The sequence below is a fragment of the Pseudomonas sp. E315 genome, assembly GCF_055406205.1.
On sequence record NZ_JBUZPJ010000003.1, the window covers coordinates 334,320 to 358,755 of the forward strand.

Below are 24,436 nucleotides of genomic sequence, written 5' to 3' on the forward strand. Positions count from 1 at the left end.
GTTTGATCTTTGAAAAGCTCGCTGCCTTCGCCAGCGCCTACGCGGGCTTAGCCTTTAGCCCGGCACATCTTGAAAAACTCGCTGAGAATCGCACCGCACTCCTCGGCCAACACCCCGCCTTCAAACAACACCCGATGGTTCAGAAAGCTTTGGGTGAAAAATTGCCCCTGACTTTGCACAATCCCGGCTTTTGGCTCCAGCGCGCCGAACACTACACGTGCCACCCGTGAGTGAACGATCAAGCCTGCGCACATACTGCAGGGCTCTAACGTCACGTATAGCGTGCTGCCGGGCAATCGGTAGTTGCTCGCAGCCGCAGCTGCTGCACGAATGGCAACCATCTCGGCATGGGCGCTGGGGTCGCTGCCGCTGATGGGGCAATTGAACCCACCCCCGATAATTTCACCGTTTTGTACCAGTACCGCCCCCACGGGCACTTCGCCCAACGCCGCGCCCTTGGCCGCCAGCGTTAACGCTTCACGCATAAAATCTTGATCGCGGCTGCGGTCGATGATCTGGGGTTGACGCCCTTGTCGCATCAGGAAACCTCAATAGCGGCCATCAGGCCCGTTTCCATGTGGTCAATCACATGGCAGTGGAACATCCACACGCCGGGATTATCCGCCACCAGCGCCACGCGGGCACGCTCGTTTTTACCCAGCAGGTAAGTGTCGGTGAAGTACGGGATGATCTTTTTGCGATTGGACGCCAGCACCTTGAAGCTCATGCCATGCAAATGAATCGGGTGCTGATACTGGGTCATGTTCTTCAATTCGAAGATGTAGCTCTGGCCCAGCTTGAGTTTGGCAATGGGCCGGTCAGCACAGGTTTTGTCTTTGATGTCCCAGGCAACGCCGTTGATCTGCCACAAGCTCGGAGGCTGATCCGGGCCCAGGTCTTCGGACACCGAGCCGACCCATTCAAAGTTGAAGTTGAGCTTCTCGGCATTCGCCACATCGGGTTCGGCAATCGGGTTGGCGGGCAGAGCTGGCGGCCACTCGCTCGCATCATCAGGGCTGACCACTGAACGCAGCGTACCCAGACGCACTGGGCCATCACGCAACGACAGTTCTTGCCCGGCCGCCGGAGCCTTGAGCGCCAGACAAATACGCATGCCCGGCCCTAGCCAGTATTCCTTGCCCAGCGGCCTTGGCTCGATAGGGTTGCCATCCAGCGCATAGATTTTGGATTCAGCGCCGGGGATGTTCAGGCGGTAGGTCAACGTGTTGTCGAGGTTGAGAATGCGCACCCGTGTGACCTGCCCAGCAGGCAAGTCAATGGTCGGCACATGCGTGCCGTTAATGGTCGACAAACGCCCGGCCGTGCCGCCACGCGCTGCCTCACGGGTAATGCTGAACGGCATAAAGCCGCCCTCTTCATCAACGTGCCAGTTTTTAATGCTCAGGGTGCGTTCGTGTTTGAACCCGGTGGGCTCGCGCTCTTCAACAATCAGCGGGCCGACCAAGCCACGGCCTAACTCTTCGCTGCTGTTAACGTGCGGGTGATACCAAAAGCTGCCGGCGTCTGGCACACGGAATTTGTAGTCGAAGTATTCACCCGGCAACACCGGCAATTGCGAGACGTAAGGCACGCCGTCCATTTCCAGCGGCAAACGGATGCCATGCCAATGAATTGTGGTTGGCACTGGCAAGTGGTTGATAAAACGCACCCGCAGCCATTCGCCCTGTCGCACACGCAGTTCAGTGCCCGGCGCGGACGGACCAAAGGCCCACGCTTGGGTTTGATGCCCAGGCACCAGTTCAACGTCCAGTGGCGCGGCAATCAACTCGTAATCGTGGCCCGCCTGAGCGTCTGCCATTTTGCCAAGCCAGTAGCGCGATGCGCCTCCTGCGCCAACACCCACCACTACAAGGCCGGCTAAACCACCGAGTATTTGTCGACGGGTAAAGGACATGGGCTCAACTACCTCTCGTATTCAACGCGGGCCGGGAGCCCGCAAAAGGCGAATACGATACACCTGCAATTGCGAAACAGTAAGGCCGGGGCGGCGAAGCGCCGCAGGTCAATGCAAAATAGCGCCAACCGGACGTAAAAAAGGCGATCAACACAATGTGTTGATCGCCTTTTAAGGGAGTAAAAATCAGCCGGTTAGCCGGCCTGACTTATTCCCACTCAATTGTTGCTGGCGGCTTGCTCGACACGTCATAAGTCACGCGAGAGATGCCTTCGATTTCGTTGATGATCCGGCCGCTCACGGTTTCAAGCAGCTCGTAAGGCAGGTGCGCCCAACGTGCGGTCATGAAGTCGATGGTTTCAACGGCACGCAGGGCAACAACCCATGCGTAACGACGACCGTCGCCTACCACGCCAACCGATTTCACTGGCTGGAACACCACGAACGCTTGGCTCACTTTGTGGTACCAGTCAGCTTTGCGCAGCTCTTCAATGAAAATGTGGTCAGCACGACGCAGAATGTCGGCGTATTCCTTCTTCACTTCACCCAAGATACGCACGCCCAGACCCGGGCCCGGGAACGGGTGACGGTAGACCATGTCGTACGGCAGGCCAAGTTCGAGGCCCAAACGGCGGACTTCGTCCTTGAACAGTTCGCGCAGCGGCTCAACCAGCTTGAGGTTCATTTCGTCCGGCAGGCCGCCCACGTTGTGGTGCGACTTGATGACATGAGCCTTGCCGCTTTTAGCGCCAGCCGACTCAATCACGTCCGGGTAGATAGTGCCTTGAGCCAGGTACTTGATGTTTTCCAGCTTGCAGGACTCGGCATCGAATACGTCGATGAAGGTACGACCGATGATCTTGCGCTTCTTCTCTGGGTCGCTTTCGCCTGCCAGATTGTTCAGGAACTGATCGGCTGCGTTAGCGCGAATCACTTTAACGCCCATGTTCTCAGCGAACATGGCCATTACTTGCTCACCTTCGTGCAAGCGCAACAGGCCGTTGTCCACGAATACGCAGGTCAGTTGGTCGCCGATAGCCTTGTGCAGCAAGGCCGCCACGACTGAAGAGTCAACGCCGCCAGACAAACCCAGCAATACGTTGTCGGTGCCGACCTGAGCGCGGATGTTAGCGATTGCATCTTCGGCGATTTTCGACGGTGTCCACAGGGCTTCACAGCCACAGATGTCGAGAATGAAGCGCGACAGAATGCGGCCGCCTTGCTTGGTGTGGGTCACTTCGGGGTGGAACTGCACGCCGTAGTAGCCGCGCTCATCGCTGAACATGCCGGCAATCGGGCAGCTCGGTGTGCTGGCCAGAACATGGAAGTCGGATGGCATTTTGGTGACTTTGTCACCGTGGCTCATCCACACATCGAGGCCAAACAGGCCGTCAGCGTCGATGTGGTCTTCGATACCGTCGAGCAGGCGGCTTTTGCCGACTACGTCTACGCGGGCATAACCAAACTCACGCAGCTCAGAACCTTCAACCTTGCCACCCAACTGCTCGGCCATAGTCTGCATGCCGTAGCAGATACCGAAAACCGGCACGCCAAGGTCAAACACAGCTTGTGGGGCACGTGGGCTGCCAGCTTCGTGTACTGATTCCGGGCCGCCTGCCAGGATGATGCCTTTAGGGGCGAATTCGCGGATCGCTGCGTCGTCCATGTCGAACGGGTGCAGTTCGCAGTAAACGCCGATTTCACGAACGCGACGAGCGATCAGTTGGGTGTACTGGGAACCGAAGTCCAGAATCAGGATGCGGTGAGCGTGAATGTCGAGGGCCATGACAAAATCTCGATAAATTTCAGAAACGACACGGGGCTGAATCAAACAGCCCCGGTTACTTAATTCGTATCGCACCCAGATTTGGCCTGGGCGCGATCACTATCAACCTACGCGATAGTTGGGTGCTTCTTTGGTAATTTGCACGTCGTGAACGTGGGATTCAGCCATACCAGCGCCAGTGATGCGTACAAACTCAGGCTTGGTGCGCATTTGCTCGATATCGGCGCAGCCGGTGTAGCCCATCGAAGAACGCAAGCCGCCCATCAACTGGTGAATGATCGCCGTTAGCGAACCTTTGTACGCCACGCGACCTTCGATACCTTCTGGCACCAGCTTCTCGGCACCCGCGGACGAGTCCTGGAAGTAACGGTCGGACGAACCCTGAGATTGCGACATCGCACCCAGCGAACCCATGCCGCGATAAGCCTTGTACGAACGGCCCTGATACAGTTCGATCTCGCCCGGCGCTTCTTCAGTACCGGCAAACATCGAACCCATCATCACGCAGGAAGCACCGGCCACGATGGCCTTGGACAGGTCACCCGAGAAACGGATGCCGCCGTCAGCGATCAATGGAACGCCTGTGCCTTCTAGGGCAGCGGCTACATTGGCAATCGCGCTGATTTGCGGCACGCCAACACCCGCGACAATACGCGTAGTGCAGATCGAGCCTGGGCCGATACCGACTTTAACGGCGTCAGCACCTGCTTCAGCCAGCGCCAATGCGGCGGCGCCAGTGGCGATGTTGCCACCAATGACTTGAACATCAGGGAAGTTTTGCTTAACCCAACGCACGCGGTCGATCACACCTTTGGAGTGACCGTGAGCGGTGTCGACAACCACCACATCAACGCCTGCGGCCACAAGGGCTGCAACGCGATCGGCGGTGTCTTTGCCAGTACCTACCGCAGCGCCTACGCGCAGACGACCTTGATCGTCCTTGCTGGCCAGCGGGTAAGCCTTGGCTTTTTCGATGTCGTTAACAGTCATCATGCCTTTGAGGGCAAAGTTGTCGTCAACGATCAGCACGCGCTCAATGCGGTGCTTGTGCAACAACTCGCGGGCTTCTTCCTTGTCGGCGCCTTCCTTGACCGTGACCAAACGCTCTTTAGGCGTCATCACGTCACGAACGGTAGCTTCCAGACGGTTTTCAAAGCGCACGTCACGGGATGTCACGATGCCGACCAAGTCGCCATTGTGCAGTACCGGAACGCCGGAGATGTTGTGTTGATGAGTCAGTTCAAGCAGCTGACGAACCGTTGCATCGGCTTCGATAGTGATGGGTTCTTTAACCACACCGGCTTCGAAACGCTTAACTTTGCGCACTTCGTAAGCTTGCTGCTCGATGGTCATGTTTTTGTGGATGATGCCAATGCCGCCTTCCTGAGCCATGGCAATTGCCAAACGGGCTTCAGTCACGGTGTCCATTGCGGCGGAAACCAGCGGAATATTCAGTTCAATGCCACGGGTCAAACGAGTCTTAAGGCTGACTTCGTTCGGGAGAACCTCGGAATAACCGGGGACGAGAAGGATGTCATCGAATGTGAGTGCTTCTTGGCTGATACGCAGCATCGCTGGGGCTCCCGAGCGGGAAAATGGAAGCGCGCCATTGTACTTAAAACACCCGAGTGTCTCAACGGAAACCTTTAGAGAGTTTTGCGCTAAAGGCCAATGAAATGCTGACTTTGAAGGCAGAAAATATCTTTAGGCACTGACAAGACACGCAGGCTGCGATTGGCTGCGATTGGCTGCGATTGGCTGCGCAGCAGTCGTAAATCAGGTGCACGGGCGCTACGCGCCCAATCGCAACCTTCACCAGCTCCGACGGGCGGGGCTGTGCCTCCCTTACAACTCGACCTTAACCCACGCCACCGGCTGGTCGAGCCAGTCGGCGAACTCATCAAGGAAGCTTTGTTTGAAACCGGCTTCAGCCCAGTTGTTGAAAATAAAACCCAGGTTAGAAAACGCACACGGCTGTAAAAACAGGAAGCCGTTGATGTCGTCTTCATGGCCGCAAAGCGGGCAAGTGAAGTTGTCCGTGCGGCCCGGCATCCAGTCTTCAAGGCTTTCGAACAGGGCTTCACCGACTTCCTTGCGACACTCGGCACAGCCCGCCTCTTCAAGAAAGCCCTTGGCGGGGGTGTAGATACAACGCTTGGTCACGATCTCCAACCCATTGATCGCGTGCCCAAAGGGCAGCGCCTCAGGGTGCAGTACAACGCTGGCGGCACCCGGCGCTATCGCATAAGCCATGCCGTTGCCCGCTCTGCCACAGGTGCTCAGCTCTTCTTCGATGATGTTCTTGCGCACCAGCCAGCGCACGATGGCTCTGGCCCGAGGCTCGTGAACCGGCAAGGTAGAGATTTTAGGAACGATGATGCTTTGCGAATTCATGGGCGAGGGTCAACGTGCTCTGAGAATTTACGATTGCATTGCAATCGGACGCAGCCTTCGGCAGCTGCTACAACGGCTCTAAGGCTGCGCAGCTTAAAGGCTCACCCCCAGAGGTCAAGCACTCAAGTAACGCGCAATCAGTGCAATCCCGCTGGCCAGTACCAACCACGTCACCAGCCGTACAAAGGCTTCGCGGGATAATTTGCGGGTTAACTGGCGCCCAATCCACAAGCCAATAGCCATCGCCGGTAACAGACAAACGGCCAACAACAGCAGCGCACCATCGGCGTACACGCCTGCAATCACGAACAAACTCAATCGCACCACGGTGCTACAGCTGATCAAGGCACTTTGCGTGGCGCGTGCGGCGTCTTTGGGCAACCGCGCATTGAGGTAAAGCGCATAAAGAAAACCGCCACTGCCAAACAAGGCTCCAAATAAACCGCCGACCATGCCCGTCGGCACTGCCCAGCCTGCCGCCACCTGTGCTGGCCTGACCTTCACGGCCAAGCTGTAAATCGCATACGCACTGATGAAAACCCCCATCAGCAGTAACAACAAATCGGACTTCAAATTCAGCAAAAACACCACGCCGATGATGCACCCCAGCGCCATGCACGGTAGCAATCGCAACAATTCGGGGCGTGCTACATCCCGCCGAGCGGGCAGCCAGTTACCAAAAGCGGCGACAAAATCGAGCAGCACCAGCAACGGGATGATTTTTGACAACGGCAAGGACAAGATCAAGATCGGCCCGGCCACCAGCGCCGTGCCAAAACCTGCGACTCCAAAAACGATATAAGCCAGGGCGATGCCCAAGGTCATCAACAGCCATTCACCGCCCGCAAAAGGCAGCGCACTGATCAACGCAGACACATCCATGGCCATACATCCTTATTTTTCGAGCCCGGACTTTAATCAGAAAGGTGCAGTTAAGACAATCCAACCTTATGATGGCCCGCATGATTAAAGACCCCTTTGCAAGACTCAACCTCGACCGAGAAGTCCTGACCGTCAGCCAGCTCAACGGCCGTGCGCGGGTGTTGCTCGAAGACGTGTTCAGCAACATCTGGGTAGAAGGCGAAATCTCTAACCTCGCGCGCCCGGCGTCAGGCCACATCTACTTCACGCTCAAGGACAGCGGCGCCCAAGTACGTTGTGCACTGTTTCGCAACAACGCAGCACGGGTACGCCAAGCACTCAAGGACGGGTTGGCCGTCAAGGTGCGCGGCAAAGTCTCGCTATTTGAAGGTCGCGGCGATTACCAACTGATCCTCGACACCGTAGAGCCCGCAGGCGATGGCGCGTTGCGCCTGGCGTTTGATGCCCTGAAAGAAAAACTCAGCGCCGAAGGTTTGTTCAGTGCAGAGCGAAAAGTCGCCCTGCCCGCTCACCCACAGCGCATCGGCATTATCAGCTCGCCCACGGGCGCGGTGATCCGCGACATCATCAGCGTGTTCCGCCGCCGAGCGCCGCAAGTGGAACTGACGCTCATCCCCACCGCCGTGCAAGGCCGTGAAGCCACCGCGCAAATTGTGCGGGCGCTGAAACTGGCTGATGCTCGGGGCTTTGATGCGTTGATTCTGGCCCGCGGTGGCGGCTCCCTCGAAGACCTGTGGTGCTTTAACGAAGAGGCCGTGGCCCGCGCAGTCGATGCTTGCGTGACCCCCATCGTCAGCGCTGTGGGGCATGAAACCGATGTCTCGATCAGCGACTTTGTTGCCGACGTGCGTGCGCCCACGCCTTCAGCCGCCGCTGAACTGCTGGCACCGGACTCAAGTGATTTACAACGCCGCATCGACAGCCTGCATCGTCGATTGGTGATGCGTATTCGCGACCGCCTGATGCGTGATCGACTGCGCTTGGATGGCTTGGCCCGCCGCTTGCGCCACCCCGGTGAGCGTCTGCGTCAACAAGCACAACGTCTCGATGATCTGGACATGCGCATGCGTCGGGCGTTCGAGCGCAGCCTCACTACCCGACGCGAACGTTTGATTCGTCTCGAAACCCGCTTGGCGGGGCAGCATCCCGGGCGCCAACTGGCCTTACTGCGCCAACGTCTGGACAGCTTGGCCGAACGTTTGCCACGCGCCATGCGCGAAGGGCTCAAGGCCCGCCGCCTGCAACTGCAAAGCCAGATGCAAACCCTGCATGTGGTTAGCCCGCTGGCCACCTTGGGTCGGGGTTACAGCATTTTGCTCGACGAACGCGGCAATGCCATTCGCAGCGCCGAACAAACCCATAACGGCCAACGCTTGAAAGCGCGGCTGGGGGAAGGCCAATTGCAGGTTCGGGTCGAGGACAATCACCTCACGCCCGTGACCCTTTCTTTACTGGATTGACTCTTTTTTGGGAAAGCTGATGCTGCGTTTTTTCTCTGCCTTGTTAGTGCTGTGCCTCACCTTTAATGCTCACGCCGCCGACAGTTACATCACCCGATTGCTGAACAAACCGGTGCCGGGGGGCGTGGCAGTCATTGAGTTGGGCACAGGCTCACAAGCACCTAAAGCCACTTATCAAGGCAAACCCGTGCTGGTGGTCAAAGAGCAAGACACGTGGCGGGCGATTGTCGGCATCCCTTTAACGGTCAAACCCGGCAACCAGCAAATCAGCTCCGGTGGGCGCGATCTGAGTTTTACCGTTGGCAGCAAGAAATACCCAGAGCAGCACATCACTTTAAAGAACAAGCGTCAGGTCAACCCCAACCCGGCTGACATCAAACGCATCGACAACGAGCTGGCGATTCAGATCAAGGCTTACCGCACGTTCAGCCCCAACACTCCCAGCAATTTGCTGTTGGACAAACCCGTGAACGGCCCGCTGTCGAGCAAGTTCGGTGTGCGTCGCTTCTTCAATGGAGAGGAGCGCAACCCCCACGCGGGGCTGGATTTTGCAGTGCCCGCAGGCACACCGATCAAAACCCCGGCGGCCGGCAAAGTGATTCTTATCGGCAACTACTTTTTCAATGGCAATACGGTATTTGTGGATCACGGTCAGGGCTTTATCAGCATGTTCTGTCACATGTCGAAAATCGATACGCGCGTCGGTCAGCAACTGGCTCGGGGCGATGTGGTGGGCAAAGTCGGCTCAACGGGTCGCGCCACCGGCCCGCACATGCACTGGAACGTCAGCCTGAACGATGCCCGTGTTGACCCGGCTATTTTTATCGGCGCGTTTGCACCTTAGCGAACACGGGGGGTTAACCACCCCTGCCGACCTTCACACACCTGCCCCGGCATGCCTAGCCCGCCAAAGGCGTACGTGCTGGGCCCTAACTTGAAAACTTGCACATACTCCTCATCACCCTGAACGCTCGAAAATGCCATGTATTGATCGCTCGAAAGGGTGTCGCCTTTGCGTCGACTCACATGAGTGATGTCTTTCTTCAAGTAAGGGCCAGCTTGCTTGTAGTCGAACTCAATAAACCGGTGCACGTTACTCACAGCTGTCACGCCATCACTTGGGCGTTCATTACGCCCACTGAGGCGGGCGATCCCGCTGCCGCCACCATAAAAAAACTGACTGTAATTACCCATACTGCGTACCAATGCTTGCTCGGGCGATATGTGAGTAACCTCAAACGCCATGTGGCACTCCCAAACCACTTTATCGGCCTGATAAAACCGAGCCGCGGCCCACCACGGCAGCATCAAAAGCGCCAACACTGCGCCTGCAAGGGCGACCCATTGGGCAGTTTTCATCATTGCCACTCATCCACTACCAAGTACGAAATGCAGTCTGAACCACTGATTTCAATCGCTTGCTGGCATAAGAAATAGCTGTATGCGTTGTCACGCAAAGTGCCATTCAAATACACGTACGCATAACTCGCCAACGAGGTAAACGCTGGGGGTGTTTGCTTAAGTTTGAGCATATGAGCGCTTATTTGCTCAGGGCTAACGCTGATGCCGGGTGTCGCAAACAGGTGCAAGCCCGATGGCCCCGGCACCGGGAGGTAGCTGAAGTCAATCGCAGTGCCCAGTGGCGAACTCAACTGCAAGGCATTCCAGCCAAACGCCAGCAGCGCGTTGAGCAGCAACAAAACCGTCACGCTCACATACAGATACGTCACGCCACGACCCTTAGGTTTTATAGCCGGCATGTCATCGATAACCGCGACAGACATAGCTTGGGCGACAGTCTGCGCGGGCTCAGGCGTCTGCTTGATAATCCCGGCGTTATCACAGTGTTTTTCGATTGATAGCGCATCGCCGATCTTGTAACCGATTCTGGGCACCGTCACGACATAACTGGGGAGCCCAAGTTGGGATAAACACCGTCGTATTTGTGCGATGGACTGATTCACGCTATTGGCCGACACTTGCTGGCCGTAACGTTCCCACCCCTCATATAACAGCTCTTTTTTAGTGACTATTGCGCCTTGCGCTTCAAGTAATGTCGAGAAACAGCGGCTGGCCGCAGCGCCTAACACCACCGGCTCAAGCGTGTTATCCAACGCGGCGATTTCATATAACTCATCATCAAATAGCATCGCATCGGCTATCAAATATCGGGTCATATTGAGGCCTTAAAAAACCAATCCCTAAAGTGTAGACCTCCTGATACCGGCCAAAGACAATACAAACCGTTACTCCCAACCCCTCGAATTTTCACCATCAAAGATGGCAATATCAAACACATAAAAACCCTAAAAAATACGCAGCCTTATACTCTCCTCTATGCAAAAAACACCGACTTCAACAGAACCTATTGAGCTGTAGGAAATTTCATCTAAAAACATAAGAACAAACTTAAAAACAAGACCGCTTCCTCCTAAAAAATAAATACACAACAGCAAAGTTACGCTCTTACAAAAAACACGCAACACTGACTCAACGCTGATAAAACCAGCACCACTGCTATTTCCTTAAAGAAAACAGCCACCCAACACCAACGTCAAACCTCAGCACCTATAACACGTCACAAAAACAACCCAGGCGTTGTAAAGACGACTATTGAATATTGCTATCAAAGATAATAGTTGCACTACCTCGATAGGTTTTACCCGGATATCTGACCATTTGAGCAGTGACCGCAGCCGGAATATCGTAGTGCATTGTTGCGGCACGCGAAAACTGGACGGCGGCCGTTCTGAACTCTGCGGCATTGCTTACACCTATGCCCAACTTGATTCGGTTTGCAGGGCGGCTGCCTGGCATAGCGACAATACCCGCGGGTAGACTGACACTGATATCAACAGCAACAGTATCGGTACCGCCGTCCAGCGGAGTTTGAATACCACAAGTGCCCGCCACAGTGTATTCACAGTCAAGATAAACCTTGAACCGTCCAGAACTCGAAATCTTGAACTGATGATTGGCGCTTAATGCCGGAGCTGATCGACCGGAGTTGAGCCAAGCTTGCCATCCATCTTGGGGCTGCAAAATAGCGCGATAAGCCCCCGCGGGAAAATCAACCGCCAGATAATGGTTAACCTGTAACTGAAATTTAAAGGTGATTTGATTGTCATCGGGCACCATCACATCACCAAAATCAAAATCACCGCCAGGCCCAATACTGTAAGTGATACTGCCAGAATAATGACCGATATCCATCCCCAAAGGGTCAGGAGTGATTAGTTCGTAAGCTATCACCATGCTGTCATACCTGAAAGGTGTACCTATCACTTTAAGAGGTCGCTTGACACAAGCTGCGCTGGCGTTAACAGGGTACTTCCAAAAAGAAAGATAATTATAGGGCCCATAAATCCCAACCCCACTATAGAGGCAAGGCGCAGGCGGATTTACCCAATTCCCTGCAGCACCACCACTCCACAAAGAACTATGATTCCCGCTCGCTGGGCTGCTTAATACATATCTCTGCCCCATTCCTGCTATACGCACTTGTAGTTCATTAACCGAGCCTGTCTCATCACTTGTAACGTTCACTGTGCGATATGCAGACGGCACGATAAAATAAGCCCCTTTACGGGCATCAACAGCGGCCTCGCCTGGAAGTAACGCTTGAACTGCATTGATACGAACAGGAAAGTTAATACTAAACATGCGATTAATCTCGCACTCTCTTGGGTAAAGCAAGCAGTACCCCTCGTTCCGCGTTGTGTTAATAAACTTGTTATGTGCTGGATTATTTGCATCAGGTGAAAAAATGGCTGTGATTAATTTTTCCGCCGCGCGCCCATCTATTGGATACAACCCCGCTCCAGCCACAAGTAAAAGAAAACCTAATAAGGCATAACACTTAAAATATTTAACTTTTTTGAGGGACATTGGCGGCTCTCTTTTCTCACTGATTACAACACATTATTTTTGTACTCAGTTGGCCCGCACAACACTTGCCGAGCCTGGTCGACAAACTACATCGGCGGCTAACAACACATCGTTTTCACGCGAATACCGCTCAGGTATAAGCGTCACGTTACAAACTGGCTGGCCGCGATAACTCACCTCTAAAACAGGAGACAACTCGCTCATTTCCAATACAAAAAAACCATCAGCCTCACTCACTCCACTGCTGGCGTTGTTCAGCAGGTACGCCCCGCCCATCGGACTGCCTTGTGGATCCACCAGACGCCCCAACACCGACAAGGTTTTAAGCACCCGCAACTTTTGGTACATCACCCCGCCCTTATTAACGTGATAACGACTCACTGACGGCTGGATCGCCGCCGCATGAGCGTCGCGCCCCCTAAAGTCAAACTGCACGCTGCCAATTTTATAAGCGGTGACAGGCACCACATTGCGCCCCGATTTAAGCTCTGCACCTTGCCCGCCTTCGGTGTCATCTGCACGCAGCACCAAGTTGTCTATATCTGAATCCAGATCAACAATCATCGCCCCACCACTGTCGTAGAAATTACCGCTGGCTGCGACACTCCCACCGCCAAAGGCGATGGTACTGGTCAGATTTAGCCCCCCGTTCAAATCATTGTTAAAAGACGAGTGCTGGATGTAGGCATCGCCACTCAGCGTGCGGGTTTCAAATTGAGTCAAACCGCTCAAACCCAGTCCGTAACTGTCTGCAGAAAGGGTGGCTGAATAACTTTTTAAATAATCTCCATTGAGCGTCTGGTTGTACCCCAAAGATCCATTCAATTCGCGCTCGCCATCCCGAGAAGTACGAGTGCCGAAACCGGCTGACAAACTGCTGCCCGGCTTACCCAATGCCACGTTGACACTCAGATCAAAACCTCGATTGCGCTGGCGACCGCTGCTGATGGTCGCCGGACGGTCGAACACAGACACCTGCCAGTTCACATCACTGCCAAACAGCTTGCCACTGCGCAGCCAGCTCAGATTGAGGCCCACACCATTGCTGTTACCACTGTTTCGGCTGACCCGCGCAGTCAGGCTATTGCTGGGGCTAAAACGCTGGCTAACCGACAACGATGTGCTTTGTGTTTGACCGTTGTAGGTCCTTTTCGGGCGAACCGCTACGGTATCGAGGTAGTTGATGTCTTTACGGGTGTCGAGCCAAGAGCGGTTGTGAGAAAACATCAAGCTGCCACCGGCATACTGATAGCGCGCTTGCAGATCTAGCCCAGAACCGTAGTTTTCGGTTTGGTAGACATTTGCATAGAGCCCCATTTGGTCGCTCAGGCTCCAGTCAATGGAGCCGCCGTACTGCATTTTTTCAACCACCCGTTGAGCGCTTAGCCCAAGGATTACACGCGGATGCAACAAGTAGTTGACCATCGTGCCGTAAGTCAACTCGTTACCTCTCGGCCCTTCCACCTCCCAATTGCTCAGTAAATGGCTACGCTTGCCGCCGAAAAAGCTATAGCGCCAACGCTGATCAGCATTACGCCAGTTATTGGGTTTATAGATAATTTCATCGGTGACGGACGTGACTTGGCCATCCTCAATCAAACGTACCTGCACGGGGTAAATGCCCGTTGGCAGACGGCGCGTGTCTAGAGTTTGCAATCCCGTTGCAACCGCTTGGCTATAAACCAACATGCCGTCGCGGTACACCTCAACAACACCCGGCCGACTGGGCGTGACATATACCGGGTAAACGCTAGGCGTGGCACTCTGAACAGCCAAGCTGTCACTGCTTCCATACATAAAACCCAGTGTTGTGTCCGGGCTGCCGCCGAAGTTACGCGGGCGCCGATAAACGCCTAACGCTTCAGGCATGAAATAACCTAAACGAAAGAAATTACCGTTAAATTCGCGCTGGGCATATAACTCCGTCATTGAGTGATAGATCGGAGTACTGGGCTCACCGGTACGCGCTAATTGGCCGGATGCTACTTGAGTCCAATTGCCCAAGCTGCTGGTGGCCTGAAGATTGTAACGAGCAGCCGTGCTGACGTCTGAACCACCGCCCTGAGCGATATTCAACTGATTTTGCAGAATCAAACCAGTACTCCCGCCTTCCGGCAGGGCTTGATATTTAGCTGTATCCGCGTTTTGTTCGGCCTGTTGCGTGAGAATCGAAAATTGCGAATCTTGCAAGTTGTAATGCAAAGCCACCAAACCATTGGCGCATTTTTTGGTGCAACTTCCCAAGGCGGTGGGCTTGGACAATATATCTAGCCACAAGGCACGCTCAACCTCTGACAGCCTGCTTTCTTGGATATCGGTAAAACTGAGCAGGCGAATTTTTTCATCGCGGCTCAGTACCACCATTGCATCGCCCATTAACGTACCGTTTATATCGACACGTACGGCTAAGGGCACATCAAAGAAGTGCTCCTGAAAACCAGTAGGCAGGAACTCAGCCTGACTTAACACACCAAGTTTAGGTCGTGTATCAACCTCAGCAATAACGCCTGCCGAGGCGATTAACGAGCAACACACAACCAGAGCACGCCCCATGACAGAATTCAATTGAGTATTCTTCCAACACACCGACCACAACACTCTAAATAGCCGTGTCTTAAATCTCAGACAACCGAACGGTCATTCACCGCTCAGCCATTTGAAAATCTTATCGCGCCACAGGTGGCACGGCATCAAATGTCATGTTGACGATACCGGAGTAACTTCCAGGCGCATAAGGCTTTGTTGCTGCTACCGCAGCAATAAGTAACGTCACTCGCTTACCCGTCTTAGCATCGTCGGCACTGATAACCTCCGCCGCACTGGTCGTTAACTTTTTGTCATTAAAGGTCACGTTCAAGTCTATTTTTTCAGCACCGTTGTATAGATAAGCGTCTTCATCGCTCAGCCGTGCACTGATAGCACCCGAACTATTTTTGACATCGAACGCTTTATTAATAGCGGTCAACTTACCGCCTGTCGCTGATGTATCAGCCGTCCACTCCATCAACTGCGCTTGGCCAATCCAGCCGGAGTCCGCAGGCGCGACATAAAACGAGGTAGATGGAATACTCGCAATCAATTGAACTTGATGTTCGATTGGGTCTGCGGCAAAAATTGGGGTGGATCCAAAAGCGGCTAACACTGCGATTATCAATGAGCTTCCAGTTGCCTTAAGAGTGCGTTGCATATATACATCCTTCTTTAGGTTACAGGTTAAGGGTGAAATATCTCTACGACGTACTAAATGCCTTTGACTGTTATTTTGCGCTGGGCTTTACCTTCCATCAGTACAAAGCTGTGAACACGGCTTTTACCTTTCTTAAACCGATAGGCATTGCCAGGCAAAATATAATGCTGCGCGATAACAGAGCAGTCAGATTTTTTATTTACATCACAGTCTTTAAAAAAATCGAGCATCACAATACTGTTACCCGCATTGGTGATGCTGTAGGTATCGTCTTCATCTTTTAAGCGCGTATCAAAGGTGACTTTATCTGGCCGCACAAACAAGACGGTGCCAAAACCGGTTAACAGTGTGACTTCTGCTGCCAGTTCATTCTTGTAGGCCTTGCGATCATCAGCACCTAAATCAAAGCTATCAGCCTTGTTAGGCAATACCGGTATAAAGCGCACTCGGTAATAACGCTCTTTTGGCCGAGGCCCGATAAACAGTAAACGTGTGGATTGCATACCCTTCGCTGGAATAATCATTCGGGCTGGACTGGCCACCAGCATGTCTTGCTCAATCAACGGAGCATTGGTCAACGTCTTGGGCGGTAACTCGCTCGGCTTTCCGTTTATATCGTAGGTAATTTCCTGCACCACAACCTTCACGAAAGCGGTGCTGGTGCCAGAGTTGTAAATGCGCTTCAACACAGCGCTTTTTCCGTCATCCAAAAAGCTAAACATTGCCCCCGGATTGATCAAAGGCGAAGCATTGACCTGCGCCGTCACCCCCCAAACGCAGCCCATCACCAACAATGATAAGTAGCCATAAATGCGCATCGTCATACTCGGTGGCTTGTTCCAGTCTGCAAGGTCTGTCGACGACCTGCCATGAGAGCTAAGCAAGTATTACGAACGTTTTAAGAAGCGTGTCGGATCGCTCATCATTGATCAGGGTTTAACACCCAGAAACAGGGCTTTTCACAGTTTTTCAGAGCTGTTCATACCTGATGTTTACCCTTGAGCATGAGAAAAAAACCGGATGCGTATACATCTGGATATTGGCCCGACATCCCCCAAGCACTCTTTGAGCATCAACAGACAAGGTCAGAGTTAACCTAGCCCCGTATGAGCAGCAGCCATCACGCACTTGCTGCCCAGCTCGCGCAATAACCACGCCCCATATGGTTGATACGCGCTATAAAAAATCGATTTATGCCTTTATACGAGCACTCCTCTCAATGTTTTCTAGCTGCTTGCCATCTTCAACCCCAGTGGTTAGGGTTGAAGCCATGAAAACACCTCATACCCTCATCCTGCTTCGACAACATCGCAGCCTTTGCCTCGTTAGCGCACGACTGCAAAGCTAGTTGCGGTGCCTTATATGCCCCCTGCTTTGTATTTCTTCAGCTAGCCATTGCGTTTAGGCTCGCACAATAAGGATTGCCTGATGACCATGCTCAAAAACCCTTCTTCTAAATACCGTCCATTCCCGGTCATTGATTTGCCTGACCGTACTTGGCCTTCAAAAACCATCACCCGTGCGCCGATCTGGTGCAGCTCTGACCTGCGCGACGGCAACCAGTCGCTGATCGAGCCGATGGATGCGGTGAAGAAACTGCGTTTCTGGAAGACGCTGGTGAGTGTGGGCGTAAAGGAAATCGAAGCCTCTTTCCCGGCTGCGTCGCAAACCGACTTCGATTTTGTGCGCTCCCTGATCGAAGACGGCCACATCCCGGATGACACCACCATTCAGGTGCTGACCCAGGGCCGCGAAGACTTGATCGCACGCACCTTTGAGTCATTGCGCGGGGCTAAAAAAGCCATCGTCCACTTGTACAACGCGACCTGCCCGGCCTTCCGGCGCATCGTGTTCAATCAAGACAAAGACGGCATCAAGGAAATCGCAGTCAGCGCGGCCAAGCTGTTTGTTAAATATGCCGCTGAGCAGCCAGAAACCCAGTGGACGTTTGAATACTCGCCAGAAACCTTCAGTGCCACTGAACTGGAGTTTGCCAAGGAAGTGTGCGATGCGGTGATTGAGGTGTGGAACCCAACCCCTGAGCACAAGATGATCCTCAACTTGCCCGCAACCGTTGAGTGCGCAACGCCAAACATCTATGCCGACCAGATCGAATGGTTCGGTCGCAATATCAACCGCCGCGACAGCGTCATTATCAGCCTGCACACCCACAACGACCGTGGCACGGGTGTCGCGGCCACTGAGCTGGGCCTGATGGCGGGCGCTGATCGTGTCGAAGGCTGCCTGTTTGGTAACGGCGAGCGTACCGGCAACGTAGATCTTGTGACTGTCGCCTTGAACATGTACACCCAAGGCCTTGATCCACAACTGGACTTCTCCGACATCGACGGCGTGCGCAAAGTGGTCGAAGAGTGCAACCAGATCCCGGTTCACCCGCGCCATCCGTATGTTGGCGACTTGGTACACACCGCGTTCTCCGGCTCGCACCAGGATGCAATCCGTAAAGGTTTTGCCCAGCAAAAACCGGATGCACTGTGGGAAGTACCGTACTTGCCAATCGACCCAGCTGACATTGGCCGCAGCTACGAAGCCGTGATTCGGGTTAACAGTCAGTCCGGTAAAGGTGGGATTGCTTACCTGCTGGAGCAGGAATACGGCATCAGCTTGCCGCGCCGTATGCAGATCGAGTTCAGCCAAGTGGTTCAGCGTGAGACAGATCGCCTTGGCCTTGAGATGACAGCTCAGCAAATCCACAGCCTGTTGCACAGTGAATACTTGCAGGCCAACACGCCTTACGCATTGGTCAGCCACCGCCTGCAAGAAGAAAACGGCCACAGCGCGGTAGAAGTTGAAGTGTCTGCCAAAGGCGCTGGCGAAACCAACCTGCGCTGGAACGGCAAAGGCAATGGCGCGCTGGAAGCGCTGGTAGCAGGCTTGCCGGTCAAGGCCGAGATCATGGACTACAACGAACACGCCATCGGTGCGGGCACAAATGCCAAAGCAGCGGCTTACATTGAACTGCGTGTTAACGGCGAACGTGCCGTGCATGGCGTGGGCATTGATGAAAACATCACCACTGCCAGCTTCAAGGCTCTGTTCAGCGCACTCAATCGCTCACTGAGCGAGGCAGAGGCTAAAGCGGCATAAGCCTGGCTTGAACGACAAAAGAGGCCCCATCGGGGCCTTTTTTGCATGTAGCAGGAGCTGCCGCAGGCTGCGAGCTGTTGACCATTAAAAATCACAACCTTCGGCAGTTCCCACACAACCGCCTCGACATTTGCGCATCCCGTAGGAGCTGCCGCAGGCTGCGGACTGTTGATCGTTAAAGATCGCAGCCTTCGGCAGCTCCCACACAACCGCCTCGGCATTTGTGCATCCCGTAGGAGCTGCCGCAGGCTGCGAGCTGTTGATCGTTAAAAATCACAACCTTCGGCTGCTCACACATAAAGTCGCTCACTCAAGCAGCCTCGAGTGAGCCAAGTAGCGGTCAGATAAGCTTGAAGCTGTCCGCATCAAGGTTGGCCGGAAAACGCTCGCGGTAAGCACCCAGCTCCGCAGCATTCAGGCATACCTGAAACACTCCGTCCGCTTCGCCCGCGCTGAGTAACGACTCACCTTGAAAGTCGAATACATGGCTATCGCCGGTGTAAGCAAAGCCTTTGCCGTCGATCCCGACGCGGTTTACCGCCGCGACATAACACAGGTTTTCAATAGCTCGCGCTGGCAACAGACGATTCCAGTGCAATCGACGAGCAGCCGGCCAGTTGGCGGTATAGATCAAGAGATCAGTGTCTTGCGGGTCACAGCTCCATACAGGAAAGCGCAGGTCGTAACAGATCAACGGACGAATGCGCCAGCCTTTCACCTCGAACTGAACCTGACGCTCGCCGGGGGTGAAGTGTTCATGCTCACCCGCCATGCGAAACAAGTGACGCTTGTCGTAATGCAGCACTTCGCCGTCAGGCCGCGCCCACAGCAGTCGGTTGCGATGGCTGCCATCAGCAGCCCGAATAATAAGGGTGCCTGTGACCACCGCATTCAGCTTTTGAGCCTGCGCCCTAAGCCATTGGGTGGTTGGGCCGTTTTCAGGTTCGGCAAGGGTGTGAGAGTCCATGCTGAACCCTGTGGTGAACATTTCAGGCAAGACCACCACGTCTGCGCCCTTTGCTTGTTCAAGCAGGTCGTCAAAATGATCGAAATTACCTTGGCGGTCATGCCAAGCCAGCGTGGTCTGCACCAACGCTACGGTTAAATCAGGTAAAGCGCTTAGATCACGCATAGTTTTTCTGCTGCTGCACGCAGCGTCTCCTCGCGTTTGGCAAAACATAGACGAACCAGACGCTGCCCTGGTGGCGGGGCCTGGTAGAACACCGACACTGGAATCGTCGCCACGCCGTGCTCGCGGGTCAGCCACTCGGCCATGTCGACATCATTCAGGTCAGGACGAATAAGGGAGTAGTCCACTAGTTGAAAATAAGTCCCTGCCACCGGTTTAAAGGTAAAGCGCGATGGGCTTAACAAATCACAAAACAGGTCTCGCTTTGCCTGATAAAACGCAGGCAACTCTTCAACATGTTCCGGGTGCGCAGCCATAAAGTCGGCCAGCGCATACTGCAAGGGCGTTACTCCGCAAAAACTGACGTACTGGTGAACTTTACGCAGCTCAGCGCTAAGGGCTGGCGGTGCCACGACGTAGCCGGTTTTCCAGCCTGTTACGTGGTAGGTCTTACCGAAAGAGCTGACAACGAATGCGCGATGGTACAACTGGGGATGTGACAAAACACTGACGTGGGGCACGCCGTCGAACACCAGGTGTTCATACACCTCATCGCTGATGATGTAGATATCGCGATCGGCGATAAGCGCTGCCAATTGATCCAGTTCAGCACGAGTAATCAGCGCACCGCTTGGGTTATGCGGGCTGTTGAGGATGATCATGCGAGTACGCGGGCTTAGGGCGTCTTCGAGTTTTTGCCAATCGATGGCGAAATCATCCTGCCCCAACTGCACGTGCACGCAACGGCCGCCGGCCAGTTCGACAGAAGGCTCGTAACTGTCGTAGCAAGGGTCAAACACAATGACTTCGTCGCCAGGGTGAATCACCGCCTGAATGGCGCAGAAAATGGCTTGGGTGGCGCCGGGCGTAATGGTGACTTCAGTATCGGCATCAACGTTCGCACCGTAACTGCGGGCAATTTTCGCCGCCACTTGTTGCCGCAAAGCAGGCAAGCCGGTCATTGGCGAATATTGATTGTGCCCGCTGGCCACATGCTGACCGACCGCATCACGTAAGGCCTGTGGCCCATCAAAATCAGGAAACCCCTGAGACAGGTTGATTGCCCCGGTTTCGTTGGCGAGTTGCGACATGCGCGTGAAGATAGTGGTGCCGACATTCGGCAACTTGCTGATGATCATGGCCGATCCCTGTTGAGTTCCCGGCTCTGACTGCGGCGCAGGACACAACGAGAATAGCCCAAACGTCAGACACGAAAAAGGGCCGTTTCCGACCCTTTTTGGTAACGCCAAGACGTTGCGCTATTAGCGCTTGTCTTTACGCTTCTTCTCAGCTTTTTTGTGGTGCGACATCATGCGGCGTTTCTTGTTGACCTGACGGTCTGTCAGCGAGTTTTTATTCGCTTCGTACGGGTTCTCGCCACCTTTGAACTCAATGCGGATCGGCGTACCGACCAGCTTCAAGACTCGACGATAGGTGTTTTCGAGATAACGAACATAAGACTTCGGAACCTTCTCAACCTGGTTACCGTGGATCACGATAATCGGCGGGTTAGCACCACCCAAGTGGGCATAACGCAGCTTGATGCGACGGTTGTTAACCATCGGCGGTGCGTGCTCGCCCACTGCATCTTCAAGGATCTGGGTCAGGCGATTGGTCGGCCAGCGAGTCACTGCTGACTTGAAGGAGTTCTGTACCGACTGGTACAGGTTACCGACGCCAGTGCCGTGCAAGGCCGAGATGAAGTGAATGTCGGCGAAGTCGACGAAGAACAAACGACGCGTCAATTCGACTTTCACGAACTCGCGCTCGCTTGGGGTCATGCCGTCCCACTTGTTGATCGCGATAACCAGAGCACGACCGGCCTCCAGCGCAAAGCCCAACAGGTTGAGGTCGTGGTCAACCACGCCTTCGCGGGCGTCCATCACAAAGATCACCACGTTGGCGTCTTTGATGGCTTGCAGGGTTTTGACCACCGAGAACTTTTCGACTTCCTCGTGGATCTTGCCGCGCTTACGCACACCCGCGGTGTCGATCAGCGTGTACTTCTCGTCGTTGCGCTCGAACGGGATGTAAATGCTGTCACGCGTAGTGCCGGGTTGGTCGTACACGATGACTCGGTCTTCACCGAGCATGCGGTTGACCAACGTGGACTTGCCAACGTTCGGGCGACCAATGATGGCGATTTTGATACCGTCTTTTTCGCTTGGGCCAGGAATGCGCTTGGCTTCCTCGCCTTCGAGAACGATTTCTTCTTCGCCGTCTTCTGGCTCTTCCTCGTCACGCGGGAAGTTGCTCAGGGCAATTTCCAGCAGTTGAGTGATGCCACGACCGTGAGCACCGGCGATTGGGATTGCATCGCCCATGCCCAGTGGTGCGAACTCGGCACGTGCCATGTCAGGGTCGATGTTGTCGACCTTGTTGGCTACCACATAAGAACGCTTGTTACGCTTGCGAAGATGTTCGCCGATCATCTGGTCAGCAGCGGTGAAACCCGCCTTGGCATCTACCAGAAACAGAACGACATCAGCTTCTTCGATGGCCAGCAGCGACTGCTCGGCCATCTTTTCGTCCATACCGTGCTCGTCACCGGAAATACCACCGGTGTCGACCAGAATGTAGGAACGCCCTTGCCACTTGGCCTCACCGTATTGGCGATCACGGGTCAGACCGGACAAGTCGCCGACGATAGCGTCGCGAGTCCTGGTCAGGCGGTTGAACAAGGTGGACTTGCCGACGTTTGGTCGGCCCACCAGGGCGATTACGGGAACCATGCGGCTCTCCACTTCGTTATTTCAGAAAATACAAAAGCCGCTGCAAGGCAGCGGCCAGAGTTCGGAACAGCACAAATGTGCCGCAAACCTTGCCAGAGCAAGGCTGCCTGAGACCCTAGAGCCTCAAGCATAGACGCCTTAGCGAATGGTCAGGGCTTCCAGTTTGCCGCTGTTACCAAACACGTAAATCATGTCACCGACCACCAGCGGACGCGCCCGAAGGCCATCACTGTCAATGCGAGTACGGCCCACGAAACGGCCATCTACCTGGCTTAACAGGTGCAGATAACCTTCCATATCGCCGACTGCCACATAGCTGGAGAACACTTCTGGAGCCGACAATTGACGGCGAGCCAGAGAGTCGTTGCTCCACAGCGCAGTGGTCGAACGTTCGTCAACGCCTTCAACAGTGCCAGACGCCAAGCTCACGTAGACGTTGCCAAAACCTTGAGCGAGACCTGCGTAGCTGGAAGCATCACGCTGCCAAAGTACGCGACCTGTTTCGAGTTCCAGTGCAGCCATACGGCCTTGGTAGCTGGTCACATAGAGGTTGCCGCCGGACAACAGCAAGCCACCGTCGATGTCCACAATACGCTCAAGCTCCGAGCGGCCTTGTGGAATAGCAACACGTTGCTCCCACACTGGCACACCGTTTTGCGTATCAAGGGCAACGATTTTACCGGTCGAAAGACCCGCAATGGCCAGATGATTGGTGACCAGAGGTGCGCCTGTACCGCGCAAGCTCAGTACCGCTGGAGTGCTGTCATACACCCAACGCTGATCACCTGTCGAAGCATCCAGACCAATCAGACGATCATCCTGAGTCTGAACCACCACTACGTCACCGTTGGTCGCAGGCGGCGCAAGTACTTCGCTGGTGACGCGAGAGCGCCATTTTTCTTCGCCAGTGCTGGCGTCGAGTGCAACCACTTCACCTTGCAAGGTGCCGAGCATGACCATGCCGTAGCCAACGCCAATGGCGCCGGAGACTGGCAGCTCAAGGTCTTTTTTCCACTGAACGTCGCCGTTCATGCGGTCCAAAGCCATTACCACACCGCTCACATCAGCGGCGTAGATGTGGTTACCTTCAATCGCTGGCACCAACATGTTGTAGGTTTTGCCCTGACCGTCACCGATCGAGCGGCTCCACTGCTTTTGCAGAACCACTTCTTCGTTGAAAGAGGTTAATTCGGCCGGAGGCAGTTCTTTTTTGCTGTTGCTGCTGCAACCCGCGGCCAAAATGGCCAGAGCCAGCAATGCTGCATGTTTCCAACGAATCACGTCACGCATCCCCTTTGGCCAAGTCGTCAAGCTTGATTTGCAAACCACCTACCGCCGCTTCATCAGACAATGCAGCCATCGCTTTTTCGTAGGCTGCACGTGCGTCGTCAGTGCGGCCTTGCTGCACCAGCAAGTCACCTTTGAGCTCTTCACGGCTGGCCAGGAATGCTTTGTCTGCATCGCCTTCAAGCAACTTCAAGGCTTCATCAGCCTTGTTTTGAGCCGCCAGAACCTGAGCTAGACGTTGACGAGCAACTTCACCCAAGGTGGCGTTGGCTGGCTTGTCGACGATGATTTTCAGCTCGTTGGCTGCGTCATCCAACTTGCCGCTGTCTACGGCTACTTTAGCGACAAACAAGCCACCAAATTGCGCGTAGGCAGAGCCGCCGTACTCACTTTTCAACTTGTTCGCCAAATCGGCCACTTGAGCCATATCGGGCTGGCCATTAGGCGTCAGTGTCGCTTCAAGCAGTTGTTGGTAAAGAATCGACGCACCCTGCGACTGATTACTCTGATATTTGTGCCAAGCCTGCCAGCCGAACACCACCACCAGCGCCAATAAGCCGCCAGTGACCAGGGGTTTGCCGTTGCGCTGCCACCAGTCTTTCAACTCGCCCAGCTGATCATCATCGTTACTCGACACCCCAACACTCCTTATTCGATAAATCGGCTGT

20 protein-coding genes are annotated in these 24,436 nt (G+C 54.5%); 3 read left to right on the plus strand and 17 right to left on the minus strand.

Translation table 11 applies throughout. From position 1 onward, the window contains the following. Positions 1-47: 47 nt before the first annotated feature. The 6 genes from tadA to ACZRJQ_RS06945 form a co-directional block, all read right to left on the minus strand. Positions 48-539, minus strand: a complete 492-nt coding sequence (tadA, locus tag ACZRJQ_RS06920) for a tRNA adenosine(34) deaminase TadA (RefSeq protein ID WP_463977625.1) — start codon at positions 537-539, stop codon at positions 48-50. Next, complete coding sequence (locus tag ACZRJQ_RS06925; RefSeq protein WP_463977626.1) at positions 539-1,915, minus strand: multicopper oxidase family protein; 1,377 nt, start codon at positions 1,913-1,915, stop codon at positions 539-541. The genes tadA and ACZRJQ_RS06925 overlap by 1 nt, the downstream gene beginning before the upstream one ends. Before the next feature lie 208 nt (positions 1,916-2,123). Continuing rightward, on the minus strand, positions 2,124-3,701 hold the full coding sequence (gene guaA / locus ACZRJQ_RS06930) for a glutamine-hydrolyzing GMP synthase (protein ID WP_463977627.1): 1,578 nt from the start codon (positions 3,699-3,701) through the stop codon (positions 2,124-2,126). A gap of 102 nt (positions 3,702-3,803) precedes the next feature. Then, positions 3,804-5,273 (minus strand): IMP dehydrogenase, encoded by a 1,470-nt coding sequence (guaB, locus tag ACZRJQ_RS06935; RefSeq protein WP_463977628.1) that lies wholly within the window; start codon positions 5,271-5,273, stop codon positions 3,804-3,806. A gap of 273 nt (positions 5,274-5,546) precedes the next feature. Beyond that, on the minus strand, positions 5,547-6,095 hold the full coding sequence (locus ACZRJQ_RS06940) for a sugar ABC transporter ATPase (RefSeq protein ID WP_463977629.1): 549 nt from the start codon (positions 6,093-6,095) through the stop codon (positions 5,547-5,549). A gap of 114 nt (positions 6,096-6,209) precedes the next feature. Further along, complete coding sequence (locus tag ACZRJQ_RS06945) at positions 6,210-6,977, minus strand: sulfite exporter TauE/SafE family protein (RefSeq protein ID WP_463977630.1); 768 nt, start codon at positions 6,975-6,977, stop codon at positions 6,210-6,212. Between the two features lie 80 nt (positions 6,978-7,057). Between ACZRJQ_RS06945 and xseA the strand changes: the two genes are divergently transcribed. After that, positions 7,058-8,437, plus strand: a complete 1,380-nt coding sequence (gene xseA, locus ACZRJQ_RS06950; protein WP_463977631.1) for an exodeoxyribonuclease VII large subunit — start codon at positions 7,058-7,060, stop codon at positions 8,435-8,437. A gap of 19 nt (positions 8,438-8,456) precedes the next feature. Beyond that, the gene (locus ACZRJQ_RS06955) at positions 8,457-9,281 is read left to right on the plus strand and encodes a peptidoglycan DD-metalloendopeptidase family protein (protein ID WP_463977632.1); all 825 of its coding nucleotides are present in this window, start codon (positions 8,457-8,459) and stop codon (positions 9,279-9,281) included. Here ACZRJQ_RS06955 and ACZRJQ_RS06960 read toward each other — a convergent pair. From ACZRJQ_RS06960 to ACZRJQ_RS06985, 6 genes are all read right to left on the minus strand, one after another. Continuing rightward, positions 9,278-9,799 carry a hypothetical protein gene (locus tag ACZRJQ_RS06960; RefSeq protein ID WP_463977633.1) on the minus strand — a complete coding sequence of 174 codons (522 nt, stop codon included), beginning with the start codon at positions 9,797-9,799 and terminating at the stop codon, positions 9,278-9,280. The genes ACZRJQ_RS06955 and ACZRJQ_RS06960 overlap by 4 nt on opposite strands. Then, positions 9,796-10,614, minus strand: coding sequence for a winged helix-turn-helix domain-containing protein (locus tag ACZRJQ_RS06965; protein ID WP_463977634.1), 819 nt, complete (start codon positions 10,612-10,614; stop codon positions 9,796-9,798). The genes ACZRJQ_RS06960 and ACZRJQ_RS06965 overlap by 4 nt, the downstream gene beginning before the upstream one ends. A gap of 433 nt (positions 10,615-11,047) precedes the next feature. Further along, positions 11,048-12,325, minus strand: coding sequence for a hypothetical protein (locus tag ACZRJQ_RS06970; protein WP_463977635.1), 1,278 nt, complete (start codon positions 12,323-12,325; stop codon positions 11,048-11,050). Positions 12,326-12,370: 45 nt separating this feature from the next. Continuing rightward, positions 12,371-14,878 carry a TcfC E-set like domain-containing protein gene (locus tag ACZRJQ_RS06975; protein ID WP_463977636.1) on the minus strand — a complete coding sequence of 836 codons (2,508 nt, stop codon included), beginning with the start codon at positions 14,876-14,878 and terminating at the stop codon, positions 12,371-12,373. Positions 14,879-14,990: 112 nt separating this feature from the next. After that, positions 14,991-15,512, minus strand: a complete 522-nt coding sequence (locus ACZRJQ_RS06980; protein ID WP_463977637.1) for a CS1 type fimbrial major subunit — start codon at positions 15,510-15,512, stop codon at positions 14,991-14,993. Between the two features lie 53 nt (positions 15,513-15,565). Beyond that, complete coding sequence (locus ACZRJQ_RS06985) at positions 15,566-16,336, minus strand: hypothetical protein (RefSeq protein ID WP_463977638.1); 771 nt, start codon at positions 16,334-16,336, stop codon at positions 15,566-15,568. Between the two features lie 604 nt (positions 16,337-16,940). Between ACZRJQ_RS06985 and leuA the strand changes: the two genes are divergently transcribed. Further along, a complete protein-coding gene (gene leuA / locus ACZRJQ_RS06990) occupies positions 16,941-18,620 on the plus strand; it encodes a 2-isopropylmalate synthase (protein ID WP_463977639.1) in 1,680 nt (559 codons plus the stop codon). A 340-nt stretch (positions 18,621-18,960) separates the two neighbouring features. On the opposite strand, the gene ACZRJQ_RS06995 is transcribed toward leuA, so the two are convergent. The 5 genes from ACZRJQ_RS06995 to ACZRJQ_RS07015 all read right to left on the minus strand — a co-directional run bounded on the left by ACZRJQ_RS06995 (position 18,961) and on the right by ACZRJQ_RS07015 (position 24,405). Then, a complete protein-coding gene (locus ACZRJQ_RS06995) occupies positions 18,961-19,752 on the minus strand; it encodes an amidohydrolase (protein WP_463977640.1) in 792 nt (263 codons plus the stop codon). Beyond that, positions 19,740-20,888: a pyridoxal phosphate-dependent aminotransferase gene (locus ACZRJQ_RS07000; RefSeq protein WP_463977641.1), complete on the minus strand. Its 1,149-nt coding sequence runs from the start codon at positions 20,886-20,888 to the stop codon at positions 19,740-19,742. The genes ACZRJQ_RS06995 and ACZRJQ_RS07000 overlap by 13 nt, the downstream gene beginning before the upstream one ends. Before the next feature lie 123 nt (positions 20,889-21,011). Beyond that, positions 21,012-22,481, minus strand: coding sequence for a ribosome biogenesis GTPase Der (gene der / locus ACZRJQ_RS07005; protein ID WP_463977642.1), 1,470 nt, complete (start codon positions 22,479-22,481; stop codon positions 21,012-21,014). Positions 22,482-22,619: 138 nt separating this feature from the next. Beyond that, positions 22,620-23,771 (minus strand): outer membrane protein assembly factor BamB, encoded by a 1,152-nt coding sequence (gene bamB, locus ACZRJQ_RS07010; RefSeq protein ID WP_463977643.1) that lies wholly within the window; start codon positions 23,769-23,771, stop codon positions 22,620-22,622. Then, positions 23,764-24,405: a tetratricopeptide repeat protein gene (locus tag ACZRJQ_RS07015; RefSeq protein WP_463977644.1), complete on the minus strand. Its 642-nt coding sequence runs from the start codon at positions 24,403-24,405 to the stop codon at positions 23,764-23,766. Before ACZRJQ_RS07015 ends, bamB begins: the two co-directional genes overlap by 8 nt. Between the last annotated feature and the right edge of the window lie 31 nt (positions 24,406-24,436).

Bases quoted from the DNA above. Each gene is read 5' to 3' on its own strand.
- tadA (WP_463977625.1), bottom strand. From the start codon at position 539: ATGCGACAAGGGCGTCAACCCCAGATCATCGACCGCAGCCGCGATCAA.
- ACZRJQ_RS06925 (WP_463977626.1), bottom strand. From the start codon at position 1,915: ATGTCCTTTACCCGTCGACAAATACTCGGTGGTTTAGCCGGCCTTGTA.
- guaA (WP_463977627.1), bottom strand. From the start codon at position 3,701: ATGGCCCTCGACATTCACGCTCACCGCATCCTGATTCTGGACTTCGGT.
- guaB (WP_463977628.1), bottom strand. From the start codon at position 5,273: ATGCTGCGTATCAGCCAAGAAGCACTCACATTCGATGACATCCTTCTC.
- ACZRJQ_RS06940 (WP_463977629.1), bottom strand. From the start codon at position 6,095: ATGAATTCGCAAAGCATCATCGTTCCTAAAATCTCTACCTTGCCGGTT.
- ACZRJQ_RS06945 (WP_463977630.1), bottom strand. From the start codon at position 6,977: ATGGATGTGTCTGCGTTGATCAGTGCGCTGCCTTTTGCGGGCGGTGAA.
- xseA (WP_463977631.1), top strand. From the start codon at position 7,058: ATGATTAAAGACCCCTTTGCAAGACTCAACCTCGACCGAGAAGTCCTG.
- ACZRJQ_RS06955 (WP_463977632.1), top strand. From the start codon at position 8,457: ATGCTGCGTTTTTTCTCTGCCTTGTTAGTGCTGTGCCTCACCTTTAAT.
- ACZRJQ_RS06960 (WP_463977633.1), bottom strand. From the start codon at position 9,799: ATGATGAAAACTGCCCAATGGGTCGCCCTTGCAGGCGCAGTGTTGGCG.
- ACZRJQ_RS06965 (WP_463977634.1), bottom strand. From the start codon at position 10,614: ATGACCCGATATTTGATAGCCGATGCGATGCTATTTGATGATGAGTTA.
- ACZRJQ_RS06970 (WP_463977635.1), bottom strand. From the start codon at position 12,325: ATGTCCCTCAAAAAAGTTAAATATTTTAAGTGTTATGCCTTATTAGGT.
- ACZRJQ_RS06975 (WP_463977636.1), bottom strand. From the start codon at position 14,878: ATGGGGCGTGCTCTGGTTGTGTGTTGCTCGTTAATCGCCTCGGCAGGC.
- ACZRJQ_RS06980 (WP_463977637.1), bottom strand. From the start codon at position 15,512: ATGCAACGCACTCTTAAGGCAACTGGAAGCTCATTGATAATCGCAGTG.
- ACZRJQ_RS06985 (WP_463977638.1), bottom strand. From the start codon at position 16,336: ATGACGATGCGCATTTATGGCTACTTATCATTGTTGGTGATGGGCTGC.
- leuA (WP_463977639.1), top strand. From the start codon at position 16,941: ATGACCATGCTCAAAAACCCTTCTTCTAAATACCGTCCATTCCCGGTC.
- ACZRJQ_RS06995 (WP_463977640.1), bottom strand. From the start codon at position 19,752: ATGCGTGATCTAAGCGCTTTACCTGATTTAACCGTAGCGTTGGTGCAG.
- ACZRJQ_RS07000 (WP_463977641.1), bottom strand. From the start codon at position 20,888: ATGATCATCAGCAAGTTGCCGAATGTCGGCACCACTATCTTCACGCGC.
- der (WP_463977642.1), bottom strand. From the start codon at position 22,481: ATGGTTCCCGTAATCGCCCTGGTGGGCCGACCAAACGTCGGCAAGTCC.
- bamB (WP_463977643.1), bottom strand. From the start codon at position 23,771: ATGCGTGACGTGATTCGTTGGAAACATGCAGCATTGCTGGCTCTGGCC.